This window comes from Hydrogenophaga sp. L76 (assembly GCF_057654755.1).
This window is the reverse complement of record NZ_CM172807.1, coordinates 2,193,137-2,218,416: the sequence shown is the minus strand read 5'-3', so window position 1 is coordinate 2,218,416 and position 25,280 is coordinate 2,193,137. Positions and strand designations below refer to the sequence as shown.

Here is a 25,280-nt window from a genome sequence, read left to right as displayed (position 1 = left end):
GTCATGAAAACCACCACCACCAAGGCCCCTGCGCCCAGGCCCGCTCACGAACCCGGGCCGCTCGACTGGCGCACGCTGGTGGGCTGGCTGCGCGAAGATGGCGTGATCTCGGCGGACGAGGCGGCCCGCACGGTGGCGCGTTGTGCGTCGGCGCACAGCGCCCAGCACCCGCTGCAGCGGCTTGCGGTGGTGGGCGTGGCGCGCGAGGCCGACGGACATGTGCTTGACATCGAGCAGCTCACGCAGTGGCTGGCCGGACACAGTGGCATGGATTATTTCCGCATCGATCCGCTGAAGGTCGACGTGGGCAAGGTGGCTGACGTGATGAGCGCGGCTTACGCCGAGCGCCACAAGGTGCTGCCGGTGCAGGTGGGTGTGGCCGAGGTGGTGGTGGCCACGGCCGAGCCCTTCATCCGCGACTGGGTGCCCGAGGTGGAGAGGCAGACGCGCAAGAGCGTGCGCCTGGTGCTGGCGAGTCCGCAGGACGTGGCGCGCTACACGGCCGAGTTTTTCGCTCTCGCCCGATCGGTTCGTGCGGCGAGCAAGCTGGGTGGCCAGGGAGGGTTTGGCAGCTTTGAGCAACTGGTTGAACTCGGCAAGGCCAACAAGCAGCTCGATGCCAACGACCAGCACGTGGTGCAGGTGGTGGACTGGCTCTGGCAATACGCCTTCGACCAGCGTGCGAGCGATATCCATCTGGAGCCGCGGCGCGAGCAGGGCGTGATCCGTTTTCGCATCGACGGCGTGCTGCACCCGGTCTACCAGATGCCCATGGGCGTGATGAACGCGATGATCGCGCGCATCAAGCTGCTGGGCCGCATGGACGTGGTGGAAAAGCGCCGTCCGCAGGATGGCCGCATCAAGACCCTGCGCCCCGGTACGGGCACGGGCGCGAGCGCGGTGCGCGGTGACGAGGTCGAGATGCGCTTGTCCACCCTGCCCACCGCCTTTGGCGAGAAGCTGGTGATGCGCATTTTTGATCCCGAAGCCACAGTGAAGGACCTGAGCGCGTTGGGTTTTGCGCCGCACGACGCCCAGCGCTGGCAGTCGCTCACCAGCAAGCCCTACGGCATCGTGCTGGTGACCGGACCGACCGGCTCGGGCAAGACCACCACGCTCTACGCCACGCTCAAGCGCCTGGCGACCGAAGAGGTGAACGTGAGCACGGTGGAAGATCCGATCGAGATGATCGAGCCCGCCTTCAACCAGACCCAGGTGCAGCCGCACCTGGACCTGGACTTTGCCCAGGGCCTGCGCGCCCTGATGCGGCAGGACCCGGACATCATCATGGTCGGCGAAGTGCGCGACCTGCCCACCGCCGAGATGGCGGTGCAGGCCGCGCTGACCGGCCACCTGGTGTTCACCACGCTGCACACCAACGACGCACCCAGCGCCATCATGCGGCTGATGGAGCTGGGCATCCCGCCTTACCTGATCAACGCCACCGTGCTTGGTGTGCTGGCGCAGCGCCTGGTGCGCACCCTGTGTCAGGCCTGCCGCGTGCGCGAGGACGATGCAGGCACCACGGCGTCGCGCGAAGCCCTGGCCGAGCTGGTCAAGCCCTGGCAGATCAGCGGCAAGTACCGGCCCTATCGACCGGTGGGCTGTGTCGATTGCCGCATGACTGGCTACCACGGTCGCATGGGCCTGTACGAACTGCTCGTGGTCACCGAGACCTTCAAGAGCAAGGTGAGCCGCGAGCCGGTGCTCGAAGCATTGCGCAGCCAGGCGGTGAAGGACGGCATGCGGCCGCTGCGCCTGGCCGGGGCGGCGCGCGTGGCTGAAGGCCTGACGACGCTGGACGAGGTGCTGGCCTGCACGCCGCCCGTGAGCGGCTGAAGGCAATCGCCCCCTTGCGGACTGTCACCGATGGTGCCAGTCCGGGGCTCCACCGCTGCGCGGGTCGCTGCCCCCCGAGGGGGCTGTTTCGCCGTGGGGCGGCCCTGCGGCGAAACGGTGCCCCACACTCCGCCGCTGCGCGATGTGCCAAACGTTTGACCGGACCGTTGTCCATGATTTTCAGCAAGGGCTTATATTCCAGTGTCCGCACGACCGCATGAAAAGCCCGAGATGATCCCGATCAAGACCGAATCCGCCTGGCGCGGCACCGCCGATTGCCGCAACTGCGGTATCCGCGATATGGTGCTGTTTGCCGACCTGCGTGAAGAGGACTTCAACCTGATCCACGCGCCCATCGACGACCTCGAATTCAGTGCGGGTCAGCCGCTGGTGCGCATGGGCGAGACGGCCACGTCGCTCTACACCCTGCGTTCGGGGGTGATCAAGCTGGTGCGCAACACGGTGGACGGGCGTCAGCGCATCGTGCGCGTGCTGCGCTCGGGCGACGTGATCGGGCTCGAAGCCCTGATGGGCCCGGTGTACGACTCCGATGCCATTGCGCTGACCAACATCAAGGTGTGCCGCCTGCCGCTGCAGGTGATCCAGCGACTGAACCGCGAAACGCCGCGCCTGCACCAGCGCCTGATGGAGCAGTGGCACCACAGCCTGAAAGAAGCCGACGACTGGCTGGCCGAGCTCAATTTCGGCAACGCGCGCCAGCGGGTGGCCGGACTCATTCTCAAGATGCGCGCCGAGCACGACGTCACGGTGGCCAACCTGTTCTCGCGCGAAGACATGGGCGCGATGCTCGATCTCAAGCTGGAGACGGTGAGCCGCACGATCTCGGCCTTCGAACGCGAGGGCCTGATCGAACCTCTCGACAAGCAGGGCCGCACCTACCGCGTGGTCGACGCGGACCGGCTCTCGGCCCCCAAGGCCTGAGAGGCTGTCCCGAGCGGTCTTGGCCTGGCGTGACAGCAGGTCGCGCGGGGTCTGCCGATAATCGGAACGATGCCTTCCCCTTCCGCGCCACCCGTACCCCACCTCGCCACCGGTCTGCTGCTCGCCAGCGCCGGCTCCATCGCCTTCAGCGGCAAGGCCATCATCGTCAAACTCGCCTACCGCCACGGCGTGGACGCGGTGACGCTGATCATGTACCGCATGCTGTTCGCGCTGCCGCTGTTCCTGGCGCTGGCCTGGTGGGCCAGCCGGGGCAAGGCAGCCCTCACCGGCAAAGACTGGCTCGGCATCGTCGGCCTGGGGTTCACCGGCTACTACCTCGCCAGCTTTCTCGATTTCTGGGGCCTGCAATACATCAGCGCCAGCCTGGAGCGGCTGATCCTGTACCTCAATCCCACGCTGGTACTGGTGCTGGGCTGGGTCATCTACAAGCGGCGCATCAGCGGCCTGCAGGCGCTGGCCATGGCGGTGAGCTACGCGGGCGTGCTGCTGGTGTTCGGCCACGAGGCCGGCTTCCAGGGCCCGAACGCGGTGCTGGGCGCGCTGCTGGTGTTTGGCAGCGCCATCAGCTACGCGATCTACCTGGTCTACAGCGGTGAGCTGGTCAAGCGCCTGGGCTCGCTGCGACTGGTGGGGCTGGCCACCAGCGTGGCCTGTGGCCTGTGCCTGCTGCAGTTCGTGATCTTGCGCCCTTTGAGCGCGGCCGATGTGGCGCCCGAGGTGATCTGGCTCTCGCTGCTCAACGCCACCTTGTGCACCTTTGCACCGGTGCTCATGGTCATGATGGCGATCGAACGCCTGGGCGCCGGCCTGACCGCGCAGACCGGCATGATCGGCCCCATGTCCACCATCGTCATGGGCGTGCTGATCCTGGGCGAGCCGTTCAACGGCTGGATCGTGGCGGGCACGGTGCTGGTGCTCGCGGGTGTGTTTCTGGTGACGCGTTTCGGCAAGCCCGCTGCGGGCCAGTGATTGTTTTTTATTGACAAGGAGACACGGACATGGACTTCGGCATCAAAGGCAAATGGGCGCTCGTGTGTGGCGCGAGCAAGGGGCTGGGGCTGGGCTGCGCGCAGGCGCTGGCGGGTGAGGGCGTGAACGTGGTCGTGGTGGCGCGCGGGCGTGAAGCGCTGGAAGCTTCGGCCGTCGGCATCCGCACCGCGTCGCCCGGCGTGCAGGTGATCGCCGTGGCCGCCGACATCACCACCACAGAAGGCCGGGCAGCGGCGCTGGGTGTGGCCGGCGGGCCGGGTACGGCATTCGACATCGTGGTCACCAACGCGGGCGGCCCGCCGCCGGGCGACTTCCGCAACTGGGACCGCGAAACCTGGATCAAGGCCGTGGACGCCAACATGCTCACGCCCATCGAACTCATCAAGGCCACGGTGGACGGCATGGCCGCGCGCGGTTTCGGCCGCATCGTCAACATCACCAGCAGCGCGGTGAAGGCGCCGATCGACATCCTGGGCCTGTCCAATGGCGCACGCAGCGGCCTGACGGGTTTCGTGGCCGGCGTGGCGCGCAGCGGCCTCGCGGCGCAGGGTGTGACCATCAACAACCTGCTGCCCGGCAAGTTCGACACCGACCGCCTCAAAGGCACGTTGGCGGGTGCCGCCAGCAAGAGCGGCAAAAGCGTGGACGAGGTGCGCGCGGTGCAGATCGCCCAGGTGCCGGCCAAGCGATTCGGCACACCGGATGAGTTCGGCGCCATCTGCGCCTTCCTCTGCAGCCGGCAAGCGGGCTACCTCAACGGCCAGAACATCCTGCCTGATGGCGGGCTGTACCCAGGAACATATTGATCAGCGCCGCGACGACACCAGAATCCCGCCGACGATCAGCACGAACCCTGCCCCGTGGTACAGCTGCGGCAGCTCGCCCAGCAGTGTGGCCGACATCAGCGCGGCGAACAGCGGTGTGAGGTTGTTGAAGAAACCTGCGACCGTGGGCCCCACGCGTGCCACGCCGATGCCCCAGCTGCGGTAGGCCAGCAGCGACGGGCCAACCGCCACGTAGACCAGTGCCATGATCAACGGCCAGCCCCATTGCATGTGGCCGGTGGGTGCGGGCGGCAGGGTCAGCCATTCGGCGCCGGTCATCATGCCCGACCAGCCCAGGCCGAACACAATCTGCGCCAGCAGAAAGGCGGCCCAGTCGGCCTTGATGTCGGGCGCGTAGCCGCCTTCGGGCGGGCGCACCAGCAACCAGCTGTACCAGGCCCAGGTGAGCGCGGCCAGCAGCATCCAGCCGTCACCCGCGACCAGCCGCAGCTCGCCCAGTTGCGCCAGCTCACCACGTGAAAGTACGACCGCCACACCGGCCAGTGAGAGCGCAGCGCCCACGGCTGCGCGGCGCGAGACCGGCACACCGTAGAGCACGCGGCCGAACAGCAGCATCCAGATCGGGATGCTGGAGGCCACCAGCGTCACGTTGATCGGTGTCGAGGTCTTGAGCGCCATGTACTGCAGGGCGTTGTACAGGCCCACGCCGAGCAGGCCCAGCAGTGCGAAACGCCGCCGCTGTGGCCACAGGCCGCTGCCCGGGCGCAGCACCCAGGCGGCGAGCGGCAGCAGCAGCACGCCGGCGAGCACCCAGCGCAAGAGGTTGAAGGTGATCGGTGGAATGGAGCCCTGCATCATCCGCCCGACCACGGCGTTGCCGGCCCACATGAGCGGCGGGATCAGCAGCAGGGCGATGGTGGACGGCGTGAGGCGGGCGGGTGTGGACATGCGGCGACTGTACCCACACGGTCATGTCCCGCGCTGGAGCGGGGCCTGTGCATCTGGCCCGCAGGCGACACGGCCGTTTCGTGGCAGCATGTGGGTCGTTTCAAAAAAAGCAGGAGATTCCCATGACCCAGACCAGCCGCGCCGTGCGCATCCACGCCAACGGCGGCCCCGAACAACTGGTGATCGATACCGTGGACGTGGGCGAACCCGGCCCCGGCCAGGTGCGCATCCGCCACAAAGCCATCGGCCTGAACTTCATCGACGTGTACCAGCGCAGCGGCCTGTACCCCAACACCATGCCGCTCGCGCTGGGCATGGAAGGCGCGGGCGTGATCGAAGCCGTGGGCGAGGGCGTGACGCACCTGAAGGCGGGCGACCGAGCCGCCTACGCCGCCAACCCGCCCGGCAGCTACTGCGATGTGCGTGTGATGCCGGCCATGAACGTGTGCCAGCTGCCCGATTCGATCAGCTTTGAGACCGGCGCGGCCATGATGCTCAAGGGCCTGACCGCGATGTACCTGCTCAAGCGCTGCAAACCGGTCGAGGGGCTGGAGCGGGGTGACTTCGTGCTGTTCCACGCGGCGGCTGGCGGTGTCGGACTGATCGCCTGCCAGTGGGCCCGGGCGCTCGGTCTGCGCCTGATCGGCACCGCGGGTTCGGACGAAAAATGTGCGCTCGCCCGAGAGCACGGTGCCGAGTTCACCATCAACTACCGCAGCGAAGATTTCACCGCCCGTGTGAAGGAGATCACCGGTGGCCAGGGTGTGAAAGTGGTCTACGACTCGGTGGGCAAGGACACGTTCGACAAGTCGCTCGACTGCCTGATGCCGTTCGGCCTGATGGTGAGTTTCGGCAACGCCAGCGGCCCGGTGGCGCCGTTCGCGCCCGGCATCCTCGGCCCCAAGGGTTCGCTGTATGTGACGCGCCAGACGCTGTTCACCCACATCACCAGCCGCGAGCGCACGCAGGCCATGGCCGACGAGCTGTTCGCGGTGGTGGGCAGCGGCGACGTGAAGATCCGCATCGACCAGCGCTTTGCGCTCACCGATGTGCAGGCTGCCCACCGCAGCCTGGAAGCCCGACAGACCACGGGCTGCACCATCCTGTTGCCCTGAGCAGGGAGCACCCGCACGCGCCTTCGCCGCGAGGCTCAACCGCGGGGTGGTGCCTTGGCGGGTTTTTCTGGCGGTGGTGGCGGCTGGTGCCGTGTGGCCAGGTAGAAGCCCAGGATGCGCGCCACATAGGCTCGTGTTTCCGGAAAGGGCGGCACGCCCTGGTGGCGATCGACCGCGCCTTCGCCGGCGTTGTAGGCGGCCGAGGCCTTGACCACATCGTGATCGAAACGCTGCAGCAGCCAGCCCAGATAGGCCAGGCCACCTTCGATGTTCTGCTGGGGGTCCAGCGGATTGCGAACGCCAAATCGGCGGGCTGTGGCGGGGATGAGCTGCATCAGGCCCTGCGCGTTTTTGGGCGACACCGCGAGCGGGTTGAAGTTCGACTCCGCGCGCACGATGGATACCGCGAGGCGCGGGTCCACGCCGTAGTAGGGCGCGCGCTCCTGTACCCGCTGGGCCCAGCGGCGGCGCTCCCGGTTCAGCTGGTCCAGGTAACGTTTCACCACTTCGTGGCTCACCGGCTCGGTATGGTTTTCCAGCGACCCGGCCGTTGGCTCGGGCATGCATGGCGGGCGCTGCCCGTCCCCTGGGACCGGACCGGCCTCGGTGAAAAACCGGATGGCCTCGGCGTGGCCGTTCTGGGCCGCCAGTGCCAGCATGAAGCGCCCCTGGGCCTGCGCTTTCGGCACGCTGCGCTGCTGCAGCAGCAGGTGGCCGAGCCGGTACTGGCCATCCGCACTGCCCCGTCGCGCCGCGCTGCAATAGTGTTGCGCTGCCAGATGAAAGTCCAGTGCGCGCATGGCCGTCTGGCCTTGCTCCAGCAACTGAGGCAGGTCGGGCCCGCCGTCGGCTGCAGCCTCGGGGGGGTGGTCGCCCAGGGTGCGCAAGGAAACGACGATGCCGGTGTCAGCGCCCACCGCCGGCACCGCGCCGGCCAGTGTGGCCAGCGTCAGCAAGCTCTGCCGCCAGCGCACCGTGTGCTCCCATCAGGCCAGCGCCGCCGCCGGTTGCGGTGCCACGGTCCGCAAGGCTGTGCGCAGGTGGTCCAGGGTGCTGTCCACGTCGTGCCACTTGTCGAGACCAAAGAGGCCGATGCGGAAGGTCTTGAAGTCCGTGCCTTCGTCGCATTGCAGCGGCACGCCCGCGGCGGTCTGCAGGCCGGCGGCGAGAAATTTCTTGCTTGACTGGATGTCGGGATCGGTGGTGTAACTGACCACCACGCCCGGCGCCTGGAAGCCCGGTGCCGCCACGCTGGGGAAACCGTGTTCTTCCAGCAGCGCGCGCACGGCGCGACCCAGCGCGACCTGTTCATCGCGCACCCTGGCGTAGCCGTAAGCCTCGGTTTCCTTCATGGTGTCGCGCAGGTGCAGCAGGGCGTCGGTCGGCAGCGTGGAGTGGTAGGCGTGGCCACCGCCTTCGTAGGTTTCCATGATCTGCAGCCACTTCTTGAGGTCCATGGCGAAGGTGGTGCTCTGCGTGGCGTCGATGGCTTTGCGGGCGCGCTCGCTCAGCATCACCATGGCGCAGCAGGGTGAGCTGCTCCAGCCCTTCTGGGGCGCAGAAATCAGGATGTCGACACCAGTGGCTTTCATGTCCACCCACATCGCGCCCGAGGCGATGCAGTCCAGCACGAACAGGCCGCCCACGGCATGCACCGCATCGGCCACGGCGCGCAGGTAGTCGTCGGGCAGCATCATGCCGGCCGCGGTTTCCACGTGCGGCGCGAAGACCAGTGCCGGTTTTTCTTGGGCGATGGTGGCTTTTACCTCTTCAATCGGTGCCGGCGACCAGGCGGCTTGCGCGCCCTCGGCGGTGCGGTGCGCCTTCAACACCGTGTGGCTGGCGGGGATCGAACCCATGTCGAAGATCTGCGTCCAGCGGTAGCTGAACCAGCCGTTGCGGATGACCATGACGTGTTGGCCGTGCGCAAACTGGCGCGCCACCGATTCCATGCCGAAAGTGCCGCTGCCCGGCACCAGCACCGCCGAATGCGCGCCGTAGACGCGCTTGAGCATGGCCGAGATGTCGGTCATCACGCCCTGGAAGCGCCTGGACATGTGGTTGAGTGCGCGGTCGGTGTAGACCACCGAAAATTCGAGCAGGCCGTCGGGGTCGACGTGGGGCAGCAATCCGGGCATGGGGTGTCTCCTGGCAGGTCGCTCTGAAAGAGGGTCTGCCAGATTAGCACAGGGCTGTGAAGACTGCACCCCCAAAAAAAAGCCGGTCGACGCGATCCTCCGAAGGAGGTGTGTAAGGGTCTATTTGCTCCGGCGCACGCGCAGGATTTCGTCCAGGATCAGGGCGATGGCGCCGATGGTGATGCCCGCATCCGCCACGTTGAACGCCGGGAAATGCCCGCCCGGGAAGAGGCCGGAGAGGAACGACCAGTGGAAATCCAGGAAGTCGACCACGTAGCCGTGCAGCACGCGGTCGATCACGTTGCCGATGGCGCCACCCAGGATGCAGGCGAGCGCAAACGCGAACAGCTTTTGCCCCGGATGCGAGCGCAGCATCCAGACGATGAAGATGGCCGCCACGATGCCCACACCGGTGAAGAACCAGCGCTGCCAGCCCCCGGCCGAAGCCAGGAAGGAGAACGCCGCGCCGGTGTTGTGCACGCGGACCACGTTGAAGAAGCTGGTGACGGTGGTGCTGTCGCCGAGGCGGTAGTTTCCGAGGATCAGCACCTTGGTGAACTGGTCCAGCAGCACGATGGCGACCGCCAGACCGAGCCAGGGCCAGAGGGAGCCTTTGATCCTGGCCATCAGGCGATCACCCGCTGTTCACCGCTGCCGTGCAGGTTGCTCACGCAGCGGCCGCAGAGCGTGGGGTGGGCCGCGTCGGCGCCCACGTCGTCGCGGTAGTGCCAGCAGCGTTCGCATTTCTGCGCCGCACTGGGCGCCACCGCCACCTGCAGTTCGGCGCCGTCCACCACCGTGGCGGCGGACGTGATGGTGACGAATTTCAGGTCGTCACCCAGCGAGCGCAGCAGGGCCGCGTCGTCGGCACCGGCGGTGATCACCAGCGTGGCCTGCAGCGAAGCGCCCACGGCACCCGCGGTGCGCAGGTCTTCGATGGCCTTGTTGGCCACGTCGCGGATGGCGCGGATGCGGTTCCACTTCGCCAGCAGCGCCTCGTTGGCTGATGGCAGCGGCGAGAAGGTTTCGAAGAAGATCGAGCCCTGGTTCTTGTCACCCACGAAATGGCCCCAGGCCTCCTCGGCGGTGAAACTGAGGAAAGGCGCCATCCAGCGCAGCATGGCACTGGTGATCTGGTGCAGCGCGGTCTGGGCGCTGCGCCGCGCCAGGCTCTTGGGCGCGGTCGTGTACAGCCGGTCCTTCAGCACGTCGAGGTAGAACGCGCCCAGGTCTTCCGAGCAGTAGACCTGCAGCTTGCTCACCACCGGGTGGAACTCGTAGACGTCGAAGTGCGCCAGGATCTGGGCCTGCAGCTCGCTGGCGCGGGCCAGCGCGTAGCGGTCGATCTCCAGCATCTGGTCCAGCGGCACGGCGTCGGTGGCGGGGTCGAAGTCCGACACGTTGGCCATCAGGAAGCGCAGCGTGTTGCGGATGCGGCGGTAGGCGTCGACCACGCGGGCGAGGATCTTGTCGTCGATGTTGAGGTCGCCCGAGTAGTCGGTGCTGGCCACCCACAGGCGCACGATCTCGGCGCCGAGCTTGCTCGTCACCGACTGCGGCTCCACCGTGTTGCCCAGGCTCTTGCTCATCTTGCGGCCCTGGCCGTCGGTGGCGAAGCCGTGCGTCAGCAGGCCCTTGTAGGGCGCGCGGTCGTACAGCGCGCAGCCCAGCAGCAGCGAGCTGTGGAACCAGCCGCGGTGCTGGTCGTGGCCTTCGAGGTAGAGGTCGGCCTCGGGGCCTTGCGCGTGGCTGGCGCCATTGGGGTAGGCGTGGGCGTGGCTGCCGCGCAGCACGTGCCAGAAGGTCGAGCCGGAGTCGAACCAGACCTCCAGGATGTCGGTGCTCTTGGTGTAGTGCGGGGCGTCGGCACCGAGGATCTCTTCGGCCGTCACGCGGCTCCAGGCCTCGATGCCGCCCTTTTCGACGATGTCGGCGGCCTGGTCCAGGATGTCCATGGTGCGCGGGTGCAGCTCGCCCGAATCCTTGTGCAGGAAGAAGGGTACGGGCACGCCCCACGAGCGCTGGCGCGAGATGCACCAGTCGGGCCGGTTGGCGATCATGTCGCGCAGGCGGGTCTTGCCATTCTCGGGGTAGAAGCTGGTGTGGTCGATGGCGTCCAGTGCCAGCTGGCGCAGGGTCTTGGGCGCCTTGTCCTTCGTGAACACGCCATCGCCCTCGTCCATGCGCACGAACCATTGCGCGGCGGCGCGGTAGATCACCGGCGTCTTGTGGCGCCAGCAGTGCGGGTAGCTGTGGGTGATCTTCTGCGTCGCCATCAGGCGGCCGGCGCCCTTCAAGGCTTCGAGGATGACCGGCACGGCCTTCCAGATGTGTTGTCCGCCGAACAGCGGGAAGTCGGGCGCGTAGGCGCCGTTGCCCTGCACGGGGTTGAGGATGTCGTCGTACGCCAGACCGTTGGCGACGCAGGAGTTGAAGTCGTCCACGCCGTAGGCCGGCGCCGAGTGCACGATGCCGGTGCCGTCGCTGTCGCTCACGTAGTCGGCCACATAGACCGGCGACAGGCGGCGGTAGCCTGCGTCCACGTCGTACAGCGGGTGGCGGAAGTTGAGGCCGCCGAGCTGGTCACCCTGGGTGGTGGCGAGCACGTTGCCTTGCAAGCCGAAGCGCTCCAGGCACTTTTCAACCAGCGTTTCGGCCAGCACCAGACAGCCCATGGGCGTATCGACCAGCGCGTAGGTCAGTTCGGGGTGGGCGTTGAGTGCCTGGTTGGCGGGGATGGTCCAGGCGGTGGTGGTCCAGATGACGGCGAAGGCGGTCTTGCCCGCGGGCAGACCGGTCAGGCCGAAGGCGCCGGCCAGCTGGGCGGCATCGTCGGTCTCAAAGGCCACGTCCAGCGTGTCGCTCTGCTTGTCGGCGTATTCGATCTCGAACTCGGCCAGCGAGCTGCCGCAGTCGAAACACCAGTACACGGGTTTCAGCCCCCGATAGACAAAACCGCGCTCGATCACACGCTTGAAGGCGCGGATTTCGCCGGCCTCGTTGGCCGGGTCCATGGTGCGGTAGGGGCGCTCCCAGTCGCCGAGCACGCCCAGGCGCTTGAAATCTTCGCGCTGCTGATCGATCTGCTCGGTGGCGAAGGCGCGGCTCTTGGCCTGCATGTCGTCACGGCTCAGGTTGCGGCCGTGCAGTTTCTCGATCGCGTTTTCGATCGGCAGGCCGTGGCAGTCCCAGCCGGGGATGTACTGGGCATCGAAGCCGGCCAGCTGGCGCGACTTGACGATCATGTCTTTCAGTACCTTGTTCAGCGCGTGGCCGATGTGCAGCTTGCCGTTGGCGTAGGGCGGGCCGTCGTGCAGCACGAACAGCGGAGCGCCCTGGCGGGCGTCGCGCAGGCGCTTGTAGAGGCCGCCGCCGTTCCAGTCGTTGACCCAGGCCGGCTCACGCTTGGGCAGGTCGCCGCGCATGGGGAACGGCGTGTCGGGCATGTTCAGCGTGGCGCGGTAGGCGCTGGCTTCGGGCTTGGCCTCGTTCTTCGGGGCAGCAGGTTTTTCAGACATGGTGGTCGGCTTTCGAATTCGGGATCGGCAAAGGCGGGCTCGGAGGTGCGGCGTGGCGCACGGGGGTGGGGCGGGTCGCCCTGAGCCTGTCAGAGGGCGCGCGGCCCGGGGCTCGGCGCCCCGGCAGCGGCGTTAAATTCGGTCGCGGGTGGTCTGGCGGTGCGTCTGGGTGTGCAGCGACGCAAAAAACGCACGCGCATCGTCGCGGTCCTTGGCAATGCCCCGGGTGAGGGCGTCCAGACCGTCGTACTTCAGCTCGTCGTGCAGTTTGTGCAGCAGTTCCACGCGGATGATTTTACCGTAGGCCTCTCCGCCGGGCAGGCTGGCGGCCATGTTGGCCGGCCAGTCCAGGCAATGGGTTTCCAGCAGCACGCGTCCGCCGTTCACGTCATCGGGGTCCAGCGAAGGGCGAACGCCGAGGTTGGCCACGCCCGCCAGGGGCTGGCCTTGGGGCGTGAGTCCGTGCACATGCACCGCAAAAATACCGCTCGCAGCCGGCTTCCAGTGGGCAAAGCGCAGGTTGAGCGTGCGAAAGCCGTCGCCAGCCCCGGGGCGGCTTTCGGCCAGCTGGCGCCCGAGCTTGCGGCCGTGCACCACGTGCCCGCTCACCGCGTAGGGGCGGCCCAGCAGGGTGGCCACGCGGTCCATGTCGCCCGCGGCCAGCGCATCGCGCACGGCGGAGCTGGACACCCGGATGCCGTGAACTTCGTAACTCTGCATGCGCGCGACGTCAAAACCCAGCTGGGCACCCGCGGCGTCCAGCATGGCGTAGTCCCCCGCGCGCTGGGCGCCGAAGCGGAAGTCGTCACCGACCAGCACATAACGCACGCCCAGGCCAGCGACCAGCATGTCCTTGATGAAGGCATGGGGCGGCTGCCCGGCCAGGCGCGCGTTGAAGGGCAGGACCACGCACTGGTCCACACCGCAGCGTTCCAGTTCTTCGAGCTTGTCGCGCAGCGTGGCGATACGGGCCGGGGCCAGGTCGGGCTTGTGGTGCAGGGCGGCAAAGTAGTCGCGCGGGTGGGGTTCGAAGGTCATCACGCAGCTGGGCACATCGCGGTGCCGGGCTTCGTTGTTCAGCAGTGCCAGCATGGCCTGGTGGCCCCGGTGCACGCCATCGAAGTTACCGATGGTGAGCGCGCAGCCGGATGGCGACGCGCTGGTGGCGCCGTGCTGCAGGTTCCAGAGTCCTCGGATGATTTTCATGGGCAATGCCCGCCCCATCCGGGGTGTTGGGCGCGGTTCAGGATGTTTGTCACAGAAGCGCTGTATATTGACACATGACAGGCGGTCCATCTGGAGCGTGAGGGGCCGTGCTGAAGACAGATTGTCCGGTTGTTTGTCAACATGGAGGTGGGTCTTGAAGGTTCTGAAGCTGTCTGCGCAGGGGCTGCCACAGTCCTGGATCAGCCTGGAAGAAGCCGTGCTGCATTACGCTGCGGATGAGGTGCGCTGGGAAATGGGCGCCGAAGTTGCGGTGTTCCATGGCGGTCACAACGCCATCACCGGACGGCAGTCAATCATCACCATCAACTCCATCATCGGCACCCAGGGCGTGCCGCGCATCAACCCTTTCGACCTGCGGCCCACGCTCACCAACAGCAAACTCTTTGCCCGCGACCGTTGCCTGTGCGGCTATTGCGGCGGGCATTTCCACGAAGAAGAGCTGACGCGCGAGCACATCATGCCGCTGGGGCAGAATGGCCGTGACACCTGGATGAACGTGGTGACGGCCTGCCGCTCGTGCAACCACCGCAAGGGCAACCGGACGCCCGAGCAGGCCCACATGCCCCTGATCTACACGCCTTACGTGCCCAGCCTGTGGGAAGACTTCATCTTGCGCAACCGCCGCATACTGGCGGACCAGATGGAGTTTTTGATGTCTCATTTGCCCAAGACTTCGAGGCTTCACGCGTAGTTCTTTTTTTAGTGCTGGCGTTTCTTCGATGGCCTGAGAGCACTGGGCGACCGACTCCGCTCATGTCCCCCGACGGCCTGCGGCCGTCTCCTCCTTTACTTCGCTGCGCCGGTCACCCAGCGCTCTCAGGCCGCGAACACCCGAGTGCGCCAGCGATATTTCGTCAGATCGCTGAGGCGGTGTGCCCTGCGCAGCGAAGTAAAGGAGGAGGGCTGGCGAAGCCAGCCCGGGGGACATGAGCGGAGTAGGGCGCACCGCCTCGGCGATCCCGCGAAACCGATGAACGCCCAAAGAAAAGCCCCGCAAAGCGGGGCCTCCGTACCAACCCAAACAGAAGACTCAGGCAAACACCCCCGCCGTCTCCTCCATCCGCGCCGACACCTCCCCCAGGTGGTGCAGCGTGTCGCCGAAGGTCAACTCCAGCTGGGTCAGCTTCTTGAAGTAGTGGCTGCCGATGTACTCGTCGGTCACGCCAATGCCGCCGTGCAACTGCACCGACTGCTGGCCCACGAAACGCATCGAGTTGCCCAACTGCACCTTGGCGCGAGCCATCGCGCGGCGGCGCTCGGTCGCCGGGGCGTTCAGCTTCAGGCAGGCGTAGAAGCTCATGGAGCGTGCCAGTTCCAGCTGCATCTTCATGTCGGCCACGCGGTGGCGCAGGGCCTGGAAGCTCGCGATCGCCACGCCGAACTGCTTGCGCGTGTTCATGTAGTCCACGGTGAGGGCCACGGTCTTGTCCATCACGCCCACGGCCTCGGCGCAAACAGCCGCGATGCCGATGTCCACCGCGTGTTCCAGCGCGGCCAGGCCGTCGGTGGTGATCAGGCTGGCGGGTGCGTTTTTCAGGCTCACTTCGGCTGCACGACCGCCATCCTGCGTGCCGTAGCCCTGGGTGCTCACGCCGGCAGCACGGCGGTCCACCAGGAACAAGGCGATCTGTCCGTTGGTCACCGCGGGCACGATGAAGGCGTCGGCCTGGTCACCGGCGGGCACCACGCTCTTGGCGCCGCTCACCGTCCAGCCACTGCCGGCCTGTGCGGCGGTGGTCTTGCAGTCATCCAGCCGGTAGCGCGCACCGCGTTCCTGCTGCGCCAGCACCACCAGCGCCTCGCCCGAGGCGATCTTCGGCAGCCAGGCGGCCTTGACGTCCGCACCCGCATAACCCCCGAGCACACCGCCCGCGATCAGCGTCTGCGCCAGCGGCTCCAGCACGATGCCGCTGCCCAGCTCCTCCATCACCACCATGCCCTCTACCGGGCCCATGCCCAGGCCGCCATCGGCTTCGCTGATGTAGAGACCCGCCAGGCCGAGTTCGGCCAGCTCGTTGTAGGCACCGCGGTCAAAACCGCCGGCTTTCACGATGGCGCGGCGGCGTTCGAAGTCGTAGCCTTTGTCCACCCATTTGCGCACTGCGTCGCGCAGCTGTTCCTGATCGTCTGAAAAGTCGAAATCCATGGTGTAACTCCTTAGCCGAGGACCGTCTGGGCGACGATGTTGCGTTGCACTTCGTTGCTGCCACCGTAAATGGTGGTCTTGCGCAGGTTGAAGTAGGTGGAAGCGAGCGGCGCGTTGCCCACGGCGCCACCCGGGAAGTCGCCCTGCCAGCCGGCTTCCATCGCCTCTTCGATGAAGGGCGTAGAAAACGGGCCGGCGGCCAGCATCATGAGTTCGGCGTAACGTTGCTGGATCTCGCTGCCCTTGATCTTGAGCAGGCCGGCGATGTCCAGCGAGTTCTTGCCCGATTTCTCGGCGCTCAGCACGCGCAACACCAGCATCTCCAGCGCCACCACGTCCACCTCCAGCAGCGCGATCTGGTCGCGGAAACGGCTGTCATCCCAGACCCCTTCGGCCTTGGCGATGCGCTTCAGGCGCTCCAGCTCGCGCTTGGCGCGGTTCACGTCGGCGATGTTGGTGCGCTCGTGCGAAAGCAGGTGCTTGGCGTAGGTCCAGCCCTTGTTCTCTTCGCCGATCAGGTTCTCGGCCGGCACCTTCACGTTGTCGAAGAAGACCTCGTTGACTTCGCACTCGCCGTCGAGCAGCTTGATCGGGCGCACGCTCACCCCCGGCGACTTCATGTCGATCAGCAGGAAGCTGATGCCGGTCTGCGGCTTGCCCTCGGTGCTGGTGCGCACCAGGCAGAAGATCCATTCGCCGTACTGGCCCAGCGTGGTCCAGGTCTTCTGGCCGTTGACGAGGAAGTGGTCACCCTGGCGCTCGGCGCGGCATTTGACCGAGGCCAGGTCGGAGCCCGAGCCCGGTTCGCTGTAACCCTGGCTCCACCAGACCTCGCCGCTGGCGATGCCGGGCAGGAAACGTTCCTGCTGCTCCTTGTTGCCAAAGGCCATGATGACCGGGGCCACCATCACCGGGCCGAAGGGCACGATGCGCGGCGCACCGGCCAGCGCGCATTCTTCTTCAAACAGGTGTTTCTGCACCGCGGTCCAGCCCGGGCCGCCGAACTGCTGGGGCCAGCCGTAGCCCAGCCAGCCCTTTTTGCCGAGTATCTTCGCCCAGCGCTGCATGTCGTCGCGGCTCAGGCGCAGCGCGTTGTGGACCTTGTGGGCGATGTCGGCGGGCAGGTTGTCCTTGACCCAGGCGCGAACTTCTTCGCGGAACGCCTGCTCTTGCGGCGTGAATGCCAAATCCATGCTTGTCTCCTTGTGTGCGGCGCGGCCCAGGTGGCGGGTTCTCGCTCAACGGCGCACAGTTTGGCACGACCGTTCGTTTTATCCCTGTCCGGGCTGCGACAAGCCCAGTTGCTCGTGCAGGTTTTGCAGCTGGGCCCGCAGAGATTCCACTGTCTCCTCCAGGCTGGCCAGTCGACGGGTGAGTGCGATCACTTCGTCTTCGGTGGCACCGCTGCCGCTGTGGCTGGCGGGCGCACTCAGCGCTTGCGGGTCCACCGGGCCGCAGAGCAGGTGGGCCCAGCGCTGTTCCCGGGCACCCGGCGCGCGCGGCAGCTTCACCACCAGCGGGCCGCCCTTTTCAGGCGAACGGTCCTGCAGCTCTTCAAGGAACGCGTCCACCGAGGCGATGTCGAGGAACTTGTACCAGCGCTCGGTGTTCAGGCGCAGCTCGCCCGCGGTCTGCGGGCCGCGCAGCACCAACATGCCCAGCAGCACGGCGGACTGCTCGGGCACGCCCACGGCGCGCTGGAAGTTGTGTTCGTAGCGCGTGACGCGACCACCACTGGTCTCCACCACCATGTGCAGCTGGCGCAAGCCGTCGATGGCTTCAGCGATTTCGCCCTCGGTCAGTGAGAGCACCGGTTCCCGGCTCGACTTCTGGTTGCAGCCGCTCTGCAAGCTGTTGAGTGTCAGCGGGTAGCTGTCGGGCACGGTGCGCGCCTTTTCCATCAAGGTTCCCAGGACACGGGCCTCGGTGATGGACAGGGGGCGCTGGTCAAAGCGGTGCACGCGGGGACCGGCGGGAGAGGTTGGGTGTTCCAGGGTCATTACACTTCGTGGCCATGTCAGCCGTTCATAAAAACATCGTTATTCTGATCTCAGGCAGCGGCTCGAACATGGCCGCCATCGTCAAGGCCGCCGAGCGGCGTCATTGGGGTACTCGGTACGGCGCCCGTGTGGCGGCCGTCATCAGCAATAAGGCCGACGCCGCAGGTCTTGAATTCGCACGCAAACACCAGATAGCCACCGCCGTGTTCGATCACAAGGCCTTCGCGTCGCGCGAAGCCTTCGATGCTGCGCTCATGACCGAAATCGACCACCACGATCCAGCGCTGGTGGTGCTGGCCGGCTTCATGCGCATCCTTACGCCCGGCTTTGTGGCGCACTATGAAGGCGGGCTGGTGAACATCCACCCCAGCCTGCTGCCCGCGTTCACAGGGCTGAACACCCACCAGCGTGCCATCGCCATGGGCTGCAAGTTCGCCGGCGCCACCGTGCACCGCGTGACGACCGAACTTGACCACGGCGAGATTCTCGACCAGGCCGTGGTGCCCGTGCTGCCGGGCGACACCGCGCAAGCGCTCGCCGCGCGGGTGCTGACGCAGGAACACATCATGTACCCGCGCGCAGTGGAGCAGCTGCTCGCCGCCGGCTGATCAGACGCCTTTTGCGAATACCAGGCCCGCGTGTTCCCGCATGGCGTGGAACTTGATCTTCGGCCAGTTGGCCTCGACTGCCCGCAGCGTGGCCGCGTGGTCCACCAGCAGCGTGGGCGCGTCCACGGCGTCCAGCGCCACGCGGTGGCTGTTGGCGTCGATGAACTTCTTGAGCTCGATTTCGCCACCGTCCTCTGGCGCACAGGTGACCCAGCGTGCCACCTGGTAAGGGCTGCCCATGATGCGGGCCTTGACGCCGTATTCGTGTTCCAGCCGGTGCGCCACCACTTCAAACTGCAGCTGGCCCACGGCGCCGAGCAACAGCACGCTGCCCGCCACCGGGCGGAACACCTGGATCGCACCTTCTTCACCGAGCTGGGTGAGGCCGGCGCGCAGCTGCTTGCTGCGCAGCGGATCGGCCACTTCCACGCTGCGGATGATTTCCGGCGCGAAGAAGGGCAGGCCAGTGAACTGCAGGCTTTCACCCTCCGTCAAGGTGTCGCCGAGCTGCAGCACACCGTGGTTGGGGATGCCGATGATGTCGCCGGCAAACGCCTCGTCCAGCAGCTCGCGCCGCTGCGACAAAAAGCTCACCACGGTGTTGGGCCGCAGGTCCTTGCCGCTGCGCACCACCCTGAGCTTCATGCCGCGCTCGAAATGACCGCTGGCCACACGCACAAAGGCGATGCGGTCGCGGTGCGCCGGGTCCATGTTGGCCTGGATCTTGAACACCACGCCGGTGAATTTGGCTTCTTCGGGGTGCACCACGCGCTGGATGGCGGGGCGGTCGCCCGGGGGCGGTGCCAGGTCCACCAGCGCGTCCAGCACTTCGCGCACGCCGAAGTTGTTGACGGCGGAGCCGAACAACATGGGCGTCTGTTTGCCGGCGAGGAATTGCGCTTCGTCGAACGCGGGCGAAGCGCCTTCGACCAGTTCCAGCTCGCCTTTGGCCTGTTCGAACTCCGCGCCAAAGCGCTTCAGGCTCTCGGGGTTGTCGAGGCCAGCGAGCACGTCTTCATCGCCGCCGCGGCGGTCCTCGCCCGCAGCGAACACGCGCATCTGGTCGGTGCGGCGGTCGTACACGCCGCGGAAGGTTTTGCCCATGCCCACGGGCCAGGTGAACGGCACGACCGTCATGCCCAGCTCGCGCTCGATTTCGTCCATCAGGTCCAGCGGGGCCTGCACCTCGCGGTCCATCTTGTTGACGAAGGTGAGGATGGGCGTGTTGCGCGCGCGGCAGACCTGCAGCAGGCGCCGCGTCTGCGGTTCCACGCCGTTGCCCGCGTCGATCACCATCAGCGCGGCATCCACGGCGGTCAGCACACGGTAGGTGTCTTCGCTGAAGTCCTGGTGACCGGGCGTGTCGAGCAGGTTGATCACGCAGTCGCGGTATTCCATCTGCATCACGGAGGAGGCCACCGAAATGCCGCGCTGCTTCTCGATCTCCATCCAGTCGCTGGTGGCGTGGCGCGCAGCCTTGCGCGCCTTCACGCTGCCGGCGATGTTGATGGCGCCCGAGAACAGCAGCAGCTTCTCGGTCAGGGTCGTTTTACCCGCGTCGGGGTGGGAGATGATGGCGAACGTACGGCGACGCTTCACCTGTTGGGCAATTTCGGACATAGCCCATGATTATCGCGGGTGGGACAATAGGGCGATGCACCCCAAAGCCCTCCTGGACGAATGTTCCGCCCTGATCGAACAGGTTTTCAAATTTGACCACCCCACCGACGCCGTGGTCGCGCGCCATTTTCGCGAGAACCGGTCGCTCGGGCCGCGCGAGCGCGCCACGTTGTCGGACACGGTTTACGCCATCCTGCGCGAGCGCCTGAAGTTCGAATGGCTGGCCCGCTCGGGCACAGGTTCCAAGTGGCGGCGCCTGGCGATTCTGGGCTTCCCGGGTGATCGCGACTTCCTCAAGAGTGCGTTGACCGAGGTTGAAAAGACCTGGTGGGACCACTGTCTGGCGGTGAAAGATGCCGACCTCATGGCGCAGCACCGCCACAACCTGCCCGACTGGCTGGCCACAGCGCTGGGTGAACAGGTGGGCGACGAGTTCGACGCGCTGGTGGCGAGTCTGAATCAGCCCGCGCCGCTGGACCTGCGCGTCAATGTGCTGAAGAAAAAGCGCGAAGCGGTCTTGGTCGAGTTGCGCCAGGCGGGGTTGGCATGTGAGTCCACCCCATATTCCCCGTTGGGCATCCGACTGCAGGGCAAGCCTTCGCTCGCCAAACTGCCGGCCTTTGTGCAGGGCGACGTGGAGGTGCAGGACGAAGGTTCGCAACTGCTGGCCTTGCTGCTGGATGCCAAACGGGGCGAGATGGTGGTGGATTTCTGTGCCGGTGCCGGCGGCAAGACACTGGCCATCGGCGCTGCCATGCGCAACAGCGGGCGGCTCTACGCTTTCGACACCTCCGGGCACCGCCTTGATGCGCTCAAGCCGCGGCTGGCGCGCAGCGGCTTGTCCAATGTGCACCCGGTGGCGATTGCGCACGAGCGCGACGACCGCATTAAGCGCCTGGCTGGCAAGATCGATCGCGTGCTGGTGGATGCGCCCTGTTCCGGGCTGGGCACGCTGCGCCGCAGCCCCGACCTGAAGTGGCGCCAGACGCCGCAGACCGTGGCGGCACAGGCTGAGCTCCAGCAGGCCATTCTGAACAGCGCGGCCCGATTGCTCAAGCCGGGCGGGCGGCTGGTGTACGCCACCTGCAGCCTGCTGCCGGCAGAGAACGAAGCGGTTGCCGCGGCCTTTTCAGAGGCCCACCAGGACTTTGAGCCCGTGCCGGTGGCAGGCCTGCTGGCCCTGGCTCAGGTGCCGCAGGCAGACAGCCTGTGCCAGGGCGAGGATGGTCAATGGCTCCGTTTGTGGCCACATCGGCATGCAACGGATGGCTTTTTTGCTGCCGTCTGGCGGAAAAAGTCCTGAAAGACCGGCAAATGAGCTATTTCGCCTGAACAGTTTCCCCACGGGGAGCTGTCCGGCGATTGTTGATTGACACCCCCGGCTTTAAAATGGCAGGTTGCTTCGCCCCTGTCCTTAACGGGAGCGTTTGGCAGCCTGACGCCTTCGTGGGCGGTTGAATAGGACCTTGATGATTGCTTCTGATTTCGAGTTTTTTGCCAGTTTGTGGGATGGCCTGATCCAGTTCCTGGCCCATGGTCTGACCGGTGCGGCCTGGTGGCAGGTGCTGCTGGTCGCTCTGGTGTTCACCCACATCACCATCGCCAGCGTCACGATCTACCTGCACCGCCACTCGGCGCACCGTTCGTTGGACCTGCACCCCATTCCGTCGCACTTTTTCCGCTTCTGGCTCTGGATGACCACAGGCATGGTGACCAAGGAGTGGACGGCGATCCACCGCAAGCACCACGCCAAGTGCGAGCGCGAAGGTGACCCGCACAGTCCGGTGGTTTTTGGCATCAAGAAAGTGTTCTTTGAGGGCAGTGAGCTCTACCGCGCCGAAGCCAAGAACCAGGAAACGCTGGACCGCTATGGTCACAACACGCCCGGCGACTGGGTGGAACGGCACTTCTACACCGGTCGCTCACGCCTGGGTGTGGGCCTCATGCTGATCATCAACGTCGCACTGTTTGGTGTGCTGGGGGTGTCGGTCTGGGCGCTGCAGATGATGTGGATCCCGATCACGGCAGCCGGCATCATCAACGGCATCGGCCACTGGTGGGGTTACCGCAACTTCGAGGCGGCCGACGCCAGCACCAACGTGTCCCCGTGGGGCATCCTCATCGGTGGCGAAGAGTTGCACAACAACCACCACACCTACCCGACGTCGGCCAAGCTGTCGGTCAAACCCTACGAGTTCGACATCGGCTGGATGTACATCACCATGCTGAGGTCGGTGGGTCTGGCCACCGTGAAGAAGCTGCCACCCAAGATGGCGTTTGGCGACGTGAAGCCGGTGGCCGACGAAAAAACGCTGGAGGCGATCATCGCCAACCGCTATGAAGTGATGGCGGGTTACGCGCGCGAGATGCGTGCCGCCTGCCAGCGTGAAGTTGAAGGCCTGAAGGCCCGCAGCGCCGACGCTTCGGTGCTGGATGCGGCCCGCCGTTGGCTGCACCGCGACGACGACAAGGTGCCTGCGGATGTGAAGCCGCAACTGGCCCTGGTCCGGGCGGAACACCCGGTGCTCGACAAGATGGTCACGATGCGCGAAGAACTGCGCGCCCTGTGGTCCAGCACGAACGCGACCCGTGAGCAACTGGCCAGCGACCTGCAGGCCTGGTGCCGGCGCGCCGAAGAAAGCGGCATTGCTGCGCTGCGCGACTTCTCGATTCGCCTGCGCTCCGCGCACGCTTGAGCTTGTCCCTCCCCCGCCGCGGCGCTGCCGCGACCCCCTCAAGGTGCCAACGCTGGCGGCCCGGCGGAGCCGGTTCCGCGGCGTTCCGGGTTAAGGCACTCGCTCCGGATAGATGGTTTTCTCTTCGTCTGGGCAACAAAAAAGCCGCTGTTTTCACAGCGGCTTTTTTGTTGGGGGTATCCGGCTGAATTACTTCAGCTTGATTTCCTTGTAGTCCACGTGCTTGCGAGCTTTGGGATCAAATTTCTTGATCAGCATCTTCTCGGGCGTGGTCTTCTTGTTCTTGGTCGTGGTGTAGAAGTGGCCGGTACCCGCAGTGGATTCCAGCTTGATCTTTTCGCGTCCGCCTTTGGTTGCCATGTTGGTGCTCCTTAAGCTTGGCCGCGTGCGCGCAGGTCTGCGAGCACGGCGTCGATACCGTTCTTGTCGATCAGGCGCAGGGCAGCACCCGACACGCGCAGGCGAATCCAGCGGTTTTCGCTTTCGACCCAGAAACGGCGGTATTGCAGGTTCGGCAGGAACCGGCGCTTGGTTTTGTTGTTGGCGTGGGAAACATTGTTCCCGACCATGGGCTTCTTGCCCGTGACGTCGCAGACGCGTGCCATGAGGACACTCCGATACTTTTATACAGCCGGTCACGCAGGACGCTGGAGACGGTATTCCCGTTCCGCATCTGGCAACCCAGCCTCACCTCGCCAGAAAAGGGTGGCGGTAACCCAAGTTTGTAGCGCACGACCAAAATCGGCCATTCGCAGCAAAGCCTTGAATTATAGCGCGGGCAGGTTGGTCTGGCCAGCGCCGCCCGGCGGGGTGCCCTCAGGCCTCGTTCTGCTCCAGAAAACGCTGGGCGTCGAGTGCCGCCATGCAGCCGGTGCCGGCGCTGGTGATGGCCTGGCGGTACACATGGTCCTGTACGTCGCCGGCAGCAAACACGCCAGGCACGCTGGTCATGGTGGCCATGCCCTTGAGCCCGGATTGCGTGACGATGTAGCCGTCTTTCATCTCCAGTTGGCCTTTGAAGATGTCGGTGTTGGGGCTGTGGCCGATGGCGATGAAGCAGCCGGTGAGCTTGAGGTCTTCGGTCTCGCCGGTTTTCACGCTTTTCAGCCGCACGCCGGTCACGCCGCTCTGGTCGCCCAACACCTCGTCGAGCGTGAAATGGGTCTTGAGCTCGATCTTGCCCGCGGCGACTTTCTCCATCAGCTTGTCGACCAGGATGGGTTCGGCCTTGAACGTATCGCGACGGTGCACCAGACTGACTTTGCGGGCGATATTGGACAGATACAGGGCTTCTTCGACGGCCGTGTTGCCGCCGCCCACCACCGCCACGTCCTGCTCGCGGTAGAAAAAGCCGTCGCAGGTGGCGCAACCGCTCACGCCCTTGCCCATGAAGGCTTCTTCAGAAGGCAAGCCCAGGTACTTGGCCGAGGCACCGGTGGCGATGATCAGGGCATCACAACTGTATTCACCACTGTCACCCTTGAGCACAAAAGGACGTTTGGAAAAGTCGACTGCGTTGATGTGGTCGAAAACGATCTCGGTCTTGAAGCGTTCAGCGTGTGCCTGGAAGCGCTGCATCAGTTCCGGGCCCTGCACGCCATCCACGTCGGCCGGCCAGTTGTCCACGTCGGTGGTGGTCATGAGCTGGCCACCCTGGGCGATGCCAGTGATCAGCACCGGGTTCAGGTTCGCACGTGCCGCATACACTGCAGCCGTGTAGCCCGCGGGGCCGGAACCTAGAATAAGAACTTTGGTGTGCTTCATGGTGCAAATCCCCATCAAAGAGTGGGGGTGTGTGGTTTAGAGTTGAGATTCATTGCGACGCGTTTGGGGCCTTGGCATCTTTCGCCATGCGGGCGTCCGGTCTTTCGAAGCATTGTAGGGAAGAGCGCTGCATCCGCAGTCTGACCAGAGGTATATACGCATGTCCATCCTGTCCAATCTGGATTTGATTCGCCGGGTCCCGCTGTTTTCCACGCTGACGCAGGCGCAGGCCGAGTCTGTTGCAGATGCGGTCATCAAACGGCGTTTCAAGCGCGGCGAGTGCATCGTTGAACAGGGCAAGAAGTCCAATTTTCTGGCCATCGTGCTGACGGGGCGCGCTCGTGTGGTCACCACCGATGTGCGTGGCCGGGAAGTCATCCTGGCCACCATGAACCCGGGCGACTATGTGGGCGAGATGAGCCTGATCGACAACCAGCCGCATTCGGCCACGGTCCGTGCCGAGGTGCAGACCGATGTGTTGATTCTGGGGCGGCCGGAGTTCGCCCGTTGCCTGCCCGAAAACACCTCCATGGCCTATGCGGTGATGAAGGGATTGGTGCAGCGCCTGCGTTATGCCGACCGCAAGATCGAGTCCCTGGCGTTGATGGATGTTTACGGCCGCGTGGCCCGGGCCTTGCTGGAGTTCGCGCGACCCGACAAGGACGGGCAACTGGTGATTCGGGAACGGGTGTCCCGCCAGGATGTGGCCAAGATGATCGGTGCATCGCGAGAAATGGTCAGCCGGGTCATGAAAGACCTGGAAGACCGGGGGTTCATCGAGGTGGGCGAAGACGGCACCACCGTGGTCAAGGAACGGCTCAACACGCTGGGCTGAAGCCCCTGCGTGGGCTGCGCTGGTCGCGACCCGGATTCTCCCGGCCAATCGCTGCACCTGTTACCGGTTTACCGGCTCCTGGCCCGGG

23 protein-coding genes are annotated in these 25,280 nt (G+C 65.8%); 10 read left to right on the top strand and 13 right to left on the bottom strand.

What is annotated here, in order from left to right; translation table 11 throughout:
- Positions 1–3 precede the first annotated feature (3 nt).
- From tfpB to AC23D4_RS10555, 4 genes are all read left to right on the top strand, one after another.
- Positions 4–1,839: a type IV pilus assembly ATPase TfpB gene (tfpB, locus tag AC23D4_RS10570; protein ID WP_472890090.1), complete on the top strand. Its 1,836-nt coding sequence runs from the start codon at positions 4–6 to the stop codon at positions 1,837–1,839.
- Between the two features lie 231 nt (positions 1,840–2,070).
- The gene (locus AC23D4_RS10565) at positions 2,071–2,781 is read left to right on the top strand and encodes a Crp/Fnr family transcriptional regulator (protein ID WP_472890091.1); all 711 of its coding nucleotides are present in this window, start codon (positions 2,071–2,073) and stop codon (positions 2,779–2,781) included.
- 69 nt (positions 2,782–2,850) lie between these two features.
- Positions 2,851–3,771 (top strand): DMT family transporter, encoded by a 921-nt coding sequence (locus tag AC23D4_RS10560; RefSeq protein ID WP_472890092.1) that lies wholly within the window; start codon positions 2,851–2,853, stop codon positions 3,769–3,771.
- A gap of 29 nt (positions 3,772–3,800) precedes the next feature.
- Positions 3,801–4,598, top strand: coding sequence for an SDR family oxidoreductase (locus AC23D4_RS10555; RefSeq protein ID WP_472890093.1), 798 nt, complete (start codon positions 3,801–3,803; stop codon positions 4,596–4,598).
- Here the strand turns inward: AC23D4_RS10555 and AC23D4_RS10550 are convergent, their stop codons facing one another.
- Positions 4,599–5,525, bottom strand: a complete 927-nt coding sequence (locus tag AC23D4_RS10550; protein ID WP_472890094.1) for a DMT family transporter — start codon at positions 5,523–5,525, stop codon at positions 4,599–4,601.
- Positions 5,526–5,647: 122 nt separating this feature from the next.
- On the opposite strand from AC23D4_RS10550, the gene AC23D4_RS10545 reads away from it, so the two are divergent.
- Positions 5,648–6,640, top strand: a complete 993-nt coding sequence (locus AC23D4_RS10545) for a quinone oxidoreductase family protein (RefSeq protein ID WP_472890095.1) — start codon at positions 5,648–5,650, stop codon at positions 6,638–6,640.
- Between the two features lie 35 nt (positions 6,641–6,675).
- Here AC23D4_RS10545 and AC23D4_RS10540 read toward each other — a convergent pair whose 3' ends face one another.
- From AC23D4_RS10540 to AC23D4_RS10520, 5 genes are all read right to left on the bottom strand, one after another.
- On the bottom strand, positions 6,676–7,614 hold the full coding sequence (locus tag AC23D4_RS10540; protein WP_472890096.1) for a lytic transglycosylase domain-containing protein: 939 nt from the start codon (positions 7,612–7,614) through the stop codon (positions 6,676–6,678).
- A gap of 12 nt (positions 7,615–7,626) precedes the next feature.
- On the bottom strand, positions 7,627–8,778 hold the full coding sequence (locus tag AC23D4_RS10535) for an aminotransferase class V-fold PLP-dependent enzyme (RefSeq protein WP_472890097.1): 1,152 nt from the start codon (positions 8,776–8,778) through the stop codon (positions 7,627–7,629).
- 120 nt (positions 8,779–8,898) lie between these two features.
- Entirely contained in the window at positions 8,899–9,405 is a 507-nt protein-coding gene (gene lspA / locus AC23D4_RS10530) for a signal peptidase II (protein WP_472890098.1), read from the bottom strand.
- Positions 9,405–12,296, bottom strand: a complete 2,892-nt coding sequence (gene ileS / locus AC23D4_RS10525; RefSeq protein ID WP_472890099.1) for an isoleucine--tRNA ligase — start codon at positions 12,294–12,296, stop codon at positions 9,405–9,407. The genes lspA and ileS overlap by 1 nt, the downstream gene beginning before the upstream one ends.
- 132 nt (positions 12,297–12,428) lie before the next feature.
- Positions 12,429–13,502 carry a bifunctional riboflavin kinase/FAD synthetase gene (locus tag AC23D4_RS10520; RefSeq protein WP_472890100.1) on the bottom strand — a complete coding sequence of 358 codons (1,074 nt, stop codon included), beginning with the start codon at positions 13,500–13,502 and terminating at the stop codon, positions 12,429–12,431.
- Positions 13,503–13,656: 154 nt separating this feature from the next.
- On the opposite strand from AC23D4_RS10520, the gene AC23D4_RS10515 reads away from it, so the two are divergent.
- Positions 13,657–14,214, top strand: a complete 558-nt coding sequence (locus AC23D4_RS10515) for an HNH endonuclease (protein WP_472890101.1) — start codon at positions 13,657–13,659, stop codon at positions 14,212–14,214.
- Positions 14,215–14,553: 339 nt separating this feature from the next.
- On the opposite strand, the gene AC23D4_RS10510 is transcribed toward AC23D4_RS10515, so the two are convergent.
- The 3 genes from AC23D4_RS10510 to AC23D4_RS10500 all read right to left on the bottom strand — a co-directional run bounded on the left by AC23D4_RS10510 (position 14,554) and on the right by AC23D4_RS10500 (position 17,669).
- Positions 14,554–15,669, bottom strand: a complete 1,116-nt coding sequence (locus AC23D4_RS10510; RefSeq protein WP_472890102.1) for an acyl-CoA dehydrogenase family protein — start codon at positions 15,667–15,669, stop codon at positions 14,554–14,556.
- Positions 15,670–15,680: 11 nt separating this feature from the next.
- Complete coding sequence (locus AC23D4_RS10505; RefSeq protein ID WP_472890103.1) at positions 15,681–16,862, bottom strand: acyl-CoA dehydrogenase family protein; 1,182 nt, start codon at positions 16,860–16,862, stop codon at positions 15,681–15,683.
- A gap of 78 nt (positions 16,863–16,940) precedes the next feature.
- Complete coding sequence (locus tag AC23D4_RS10500) at positions 16,941–17,669, bottom strand: YceH family protein (protein ID WP_472890104.1); 729 nt, start codon at positions 17,667–17,669, stop codon at positions 16,941–16,943.
- Positions 17,670–17,737: 68 nt separating this feature from the next.
- Between AC23D4_RS10500 and purN the strand changes: the two genes are divergently transcribed.
- Positions 17,738–18,277, top strand: coding sequence for a phosphoribosylglycinamide formyltransferase (purN, locus tag AC23D4_RS10495; protein ID WP_487623729.1), 540 nt, complete (start codon positions 17,738–17,740; stop codon positions 18,275–18,277).
- On the opposite strand, the gene AC23D4_RS10490 is transcribed toward purN, so the two are convergent.
- Positions 18,278–19,897 (bottom strand): peptide chain release factor 3, encoded by a 1,620-nt coding sequence (locus AC23D4_RS10490; RefSeq protein ID WP_472890106.1) that lies wholly within the window; start codon positions 19,895–19,897, stop codon positions 18,278–18,280.
- 34 nt (positions 19,898–19,931) lie between these two features.
- Here AC23D4_RS10490 and AC23D4_RS10485 point away from each other — a divergent pair, with 34 nt between their 5' ends.
- Both AC23D4_RS10485 and AC23D4_RS10480 read left to right on the top strand, forming a co-directional pair.
- The gene (locus AC23D4_RS10485; protein ID WP_472890107.1) at positions 19,932–21,200 is read left to right on the top strand and encodes an RsmB/NOP family class I SAM-dependent RNA methyltransferase; all 1,269 of its coding nucleotides are present in this window, start codon (positions 19,932–19,934) and stop codon (positions 21,198–21,200) included.
- 166 nt (positions 21,201–21,366) lie between these two features.
- The gene (locus AC23D4_RS10480) at positions 21,367–22,593 is read left to right on the top strand and encodes a DesA family fatty acid desaturase (RefSeq protein WP_472890108.1); all 1,227 of its coding nucleotides are present in this window, start codon (positions 21,367–21,369) and stop codon (positions 22,591–22,593) included.
- Between the two features lie 189 nt (positions 22,594–22,782).
- On the opposite strand, the gene rpmG is transcribed toward AC23D4_RS10480, so the two are convergent.
- The 3 genes from rpmG to trxB all read right to left on the bottom strand — a co-directional run bounded on the left by rpmG (position 22,783) and on the right by trxB (position 24,357).
- Positions 22,783–22,953: a 50S ribosomal protein L33 gene (rpmG, locus tag AC23D4_RS10475; protein WP_068173845.1), complete on the bottom strand. Its 171-nt coding sequence runs from the start codon at positions 22,951–22,953 to the stop codon at positions 22,783–22,785.
- 11 nt (positions 22,954–22,964) lie between these two features.
- Positions 22,965–23,198, bottom strand: a complete 234-nt coding sequence (rpmB, locus tag AC23D4_RS10470; protein ID WP_177136162.1) for a 50S ribosomal protein L28 — start codon at positions 23,196–23,198, stop codon at positions 22,965–22,967.
- Positions 23,199–23,409: 211 nt separating this feature from the next.
- Entirely contained in the window at positions 23,410–24,357 is a 948-nt protein-coding gene (gene trxB, locus AC23D4_RS10465) for a thioredoxin-disulfide reductase (protein ID WP_472890109.1), read from the bottom strand.
- Positions 24,358–24,517: 160 nt separating this feature from the next.
- Between trxB and AC23D4_RS10460 the strand changes: the two genes are divergently transcribed.
- Positions 24,518–25,192 carry a Crp/Fnr family transcriptional regulator gene (locus AC23D4_RS10460; protein WP_305361967.1) on the top strand — a complete coding sequence of 225 codons (675 nt, stop codon included), beginning with the start codon at positions 24,518–24,520 and terminating at the stop codon, positions 25,190–25,192.
- Positions 25,193–25,280: the final 88 nt, after the last annotated feature.

Bases quoted from the DNA above. Each gene is read 5' to 3' on its own strand.
- tfpB (WP_472890090.1), top strand. From the start codon at position 4: ATGAAAACCACCACCACCAAGGCCCCTGCGCCCAGGCCCGCTCACGAA.
- AC23D4_RS10565 (WP_472890091.1), top strand. From the start codon at position 2,071: ATGATCCCGATCAAGACCGAATCCGCCTGGCGCGGCACCGCCGATTGC.
- AC23D4_RS10560 (WP_472890092.1), top strand. From the start codon at position 2,851: ATGCCTTCCCCTTCCGCGCCACCCGTACCCCACCTCGCCACCGGTCTG.
- AC23D4_RS10555 (WP_472890093.1), top strand. From the start codon at position 3,801: ATGGACTTCGGCATCAAAGGCAAATGGGCGCTCGTGTGTGGCGCGAGC.
- AC23D4_RS10550 (WP_472890094.1), bottom strand. From the start codon at position 5,525: ATGTCCACACCCGCCCGCCTCACGCCGTCCACCATCGCCCTGCTGCTG.
- AC23D4_RS10545 (WP_472890095.1), top strand. From the start codon at position 5,648: ATGACCCAGACCAGCCGCGCCGTGCGCATCCACGCCAACGGCGGCCCC.
- AC23D4_RS10535 (WP_472890097.1), bottom strand. From the start codon at position 8,778: ATGCCCGGATTGCTGCCCCACGTCGACCCCGACGGCCTGCTCGAATTT.
- lspA (WP_472890098.1), bottom strand. From the start codon at position 9,405: ATGGCCAGGATCAAAGGCTCCCTCTGGCCCTGGCTCGGTCTGGCGGTC.
- ileS (WP_472890099.1), bottom strand. From the start codon at position 12,296: ATGTCTGAAAAACCTGCTGCCCCGAAGAACGAGGCCAAGCCCGAAGCC.
- AC23D4_RS10520 (WP_472890100.1), bottom strand. From the start codon at position 13,502: ATGAAAATCATCCGAGGACTCTGGAACCTGCAGCACGGCGCCACCAGC.
- AC23D4_RS10510 (WP_472890102.1), bottom strand. From the start codon at position 15,669: ATGGATTTCGACTTTTCAGACGATCAGGAACAGCTGCGCGACGCAGTG.
- AC23D4_RS10505 (WP_472890103.1), bottom strand. From the start codon at position 16,862: ATGGATTTGGCATTCACGCCGCAAGAGCAGGCGTTCCGCGAAGAAGTT.
- AC23D4_RS10500 (WP_472890104.1), bottom strand. From the start codon at position 17,669: ATGACCCTGGAACACCCAACCTCTCCCGCCGGTCCCCGCGTGCACCGC.
- purN (WP_487623729.1), top strand. From the start codon at position 17,738: ATGGCCGCCATCGTCAAGGCCGCCGAGCGGCGTCATTGGGGTACTCGG.
- AC23D4_RS10490 (WP_472890106.1), bottom strand. From the start codon at position 19,897: ATGTCCGAAATTGCCCAACAGGTGAAGCGTCGCCGTACGTTCGCCATC.
- AC23D4_RS10485 (WP_472890107.1), top strand. From the start codon at position 19,932: ATGCACCCCAAAGCCCTCCTGGACGAATGTTCCGCCCTGATCGAACAG.
- AC23D4_RS10480 (WP_472890108.1), top strand. From the start codon at position 21,367: ATGATTGCTTCTGATTTCGAGTTTTTTGCCAGTTTGTGGGATGGCCTG.
- rpmG (WP_068173845.1), bottom strand. From the start codon at position 22,953: ATGGCAACCAAAGGCGGACGCGAAAAGATCAAGCTGGAATCCACTGCG.
- rpmB (WP_177136162.1), bottom strand. From the start codon at position 23,198: ATGGCACGCGTCTGCGACGTCACGGGCAAGAAGCCCATGGTCGGGAAC.
- trxB (WP_472890109.1), bottom strand. From the start codon at position 24,357: ATGAAGCACACCAAAGTTCTTATTCTAGGTTCCGGCCCCGCGGGCTAC.
- AC23D4_RS10460 (WP_305361967.1), top strand. From the start codon at position 24,518: ATGTCCATCCTGTCCAATCTGGATTTGATTCGCCGGGTCCCGCTGTTT.